The 1,618-nt window shown below is 68.5% G+C and carries 1 protein-coding gene; it reads right to left on the bottom strand.

Annotated elements, in window-relative coordinates; genetic code table 11:
• Positions 1 to 736 precede the first annotated feature (736 nt).
• The coding region (locus tag VFF46_RS18190; protein ID WP_325038331.1) for an NAD(P)(+) transhydrogenase (Re/Si-specific) subunit beta at positions 737 to 1,618 on the bottom strand (882 nt) is incomplete at its 5' end.

The raw sequence follows: 1,618 nt of genomic DNA, 5'->3' as shown, positions 1-1,618 counted from the left end.
TGGTGCATGGGGCTACTGATGAGCAGGTTGCTCGGAAGCTTGGGGTTTCGTTGCGGACTGTGCGGCGGATTGCGGCGAAACTCAGTGAGCAGGTGGGGGCTTCGGGGCGGTTTGAGCTTGGGGTTCGGGCGGCGCAGCGGGGGTGGGTTGATTAGCCCCAGTCCCAGGCTCGGGAAAGGGTGTGGGGGTGGTGGGGCAAAGGGGGCTCCTTGAAATGGGGAAGGGTGAGAGGAATGGGTGCGCCGCCCGGGCTCTCGGTACGGAAGTCAAACAGAGGGGTTGGCGGCGGGCAACGGAACACGCTGGCCGGGGGAGGTCGTTGGCCGGGGGCGGCCAGCAGCACCAGGAGCAACCCGGAGCACATCAGTCCATGAACCCGTAGAACCTGTACCCGAGTCCGGTACCGCGGTGGGGCGGTGTTCGCCTCGGGCCATGTCCGACCGCGGTGGGGCGGTGTTCGCCTCGGGCCATGTTCGACAGCGTCGAGCCGGGGATCACGTACCACCGCCGGTGTCAGCTGGGCGCGGACCGCTAACTGCTGCTCGACAGGACGAATGCGTCGCAGCGGCCGCCGGATACGCCTGATCGGCGGTTCAACCGGCGGGTAGTGGCCGTGTACGTGCTGTCCGCGTGCGGATGCGGCCCCGGCGTACCCGTGCCGGCTGGGGCGCGGGCTGGTTTGCGGAAACTTTTGGCCGGTATGCGCACATTTGTTTCCGTAAACCTCGCCGGAGGGCTAGACGGTTTTGAGGGCGGCTAGGAGTTTGGTGAGGGAGTCTCGGGCGTCGCCGAACAGGAGGGTGGTGCGGGGGTCGTAGAGGAGTTCGTTCTCGATGCCGGCGAAGCCGGGGCGCATGGAGCGTTTGAGGAAGATGACGCGTTGGGCCTCGTCGGCGTTCAGGATCGGCATGCCGTAGATGGGGGCGGACGGGGTGTTCCGGGCGGCGGGGTTGACGACGTCGTTGGCGCCGACGACCAGGACGACGTCGGTGGTCTTGAAGTCGCCGTTGATGTCGTCCATCTCGCGGAGCTGCTCGTACGGGACCTGGGCCTCGGCGAGCAGGACGTTCATGTGGCCGGGCATCCGGCCCGCGACCGGGTGGATGGCGTAGTCGACCTTCACCCCGCGCCCTTGCAGTTCCTCGACCAGGTCGCGGAGGATGTGCTGCGCCTGCGCGACGGCCAGGCCGTACCCGGGCACGATGATGACCTTGTTCGCGTACCCGAGCAGGATCGCGACGTCCTCGGGACCGCCCGAGATCACCGGCCGGTCGGACGCCGTACCGGCGCCGAGCGTCGACCCGCCGCGGATCGCGCCGAAGAGGATGTTGAACACGGACCGCCCCATCGCGTCCGCCATCAGCTTGGTCAGCAACGTACCGGCGGCGCCGACCAGCGTGCCGGCGACCAGCAGCAGCGTGTTGCCGAGCACGTACCCGCCCGCGGCCACGGTCAGGCCGGTGAACGCGTTCAGCAGCGAGATGACGATCGGTACGTCGGCACCGCCGACCGGCAGCACCAGCATCACGCCGATCGCGAGACCGACCAGGCAGAGCAGTACGCCGACCCACACGCGCGGGTCCGACACCAGCCAGACGCCGAGCGCGACGCCGCCGAT

The organism is Kribbella sp. (assembly GCF_035655035.1).
Classification (GTDB): domain Bacteria; phylum Actinomycetota; class Actinomycetes; order Propionibacteriales; family Kribbellaceae; genus Kribbella.
The sequence above is the reverse complement of the archived record's forward strand: the minus strand, read 5'-3'. Positions and strand labels throughout refer to the sequence as shown.